We start from the raw sequence: 385 nt of genomic DNA, 5'->3' as shown, positions 1-385 counted from the left end.
GGATGTGGTCTGCGTGATGCTCGCAGGCGCGGTGATCGAAAAATTGCGCCATTCAAGCCGGGTCCAGAACATGATGCAGCGCGCGGGCGGAGCCATACTTGTCGGGCTCGGCGTCCACGTGGCGCTCCAGAGAAGCTGACCGGATCCATGGCACAGAACATTTACGATCAGCCCGATTTCTATGAGGGATACGGCCAGTTGCCGCGCTCCCTCTATGGGCTGGACGGTGCCGCCGAATGGGCGTCGATCCGCGCGCTTCTTCCCGATCTCAAGGGCAAGAAGATCATCGATCTCGGCTGCGGTTTCGGTTGGTTCTGCCGCTAGGCAGCAGAGCATGGCGCCGGGAGCGTCAAAGGGCTGGACCTGTCGGAAAACATGCTTGCAA

The 385-nt window shown here is 60.8% G+C and carries 1 protein-coding gene; it reads left to right on the top strand.

Going from position 1 to position 385, the window contains the following annotated elements:
* The first annotated feature begins 147 nt into the window (after positions 1-147).
* A complete protein-coding gene (locus AB1462_RS32425) occupies positions 148-324 on the top strand; it encodes a hypothetical protein (protein ID WP_367249224.1) in 177 nt (58 codons plus the stop codon).
* Positions 325-385: the final 61 nt, after the last annotated feature.

The organism is Pseudomonas sp. SB113 (genome assembly GCF_040754745.1).
Taxonomy (GTDB): Bacteria; Pseudomonadota; Gammaproteobacteria; order Pseudomonadales; family Pseudomonadaceae; genus Aquipseudomonas; species Aquipseudomonas grimontii.
The sequence above is the reverse complement of the archived record's forward strand: the minus strand, read 5'-3'. Positions and strand labels throughout refer to the sequence as shown.

What these genes read in the sequence shown, in the direction of transcription:
- AB1462_RS32425 (WP_367249224.1), top strand. Translation starts at nt 148, where the DNA reads ATGGCACAGAACATTTACGATCAGCCCGATTTCTATGAGGGATACGGC.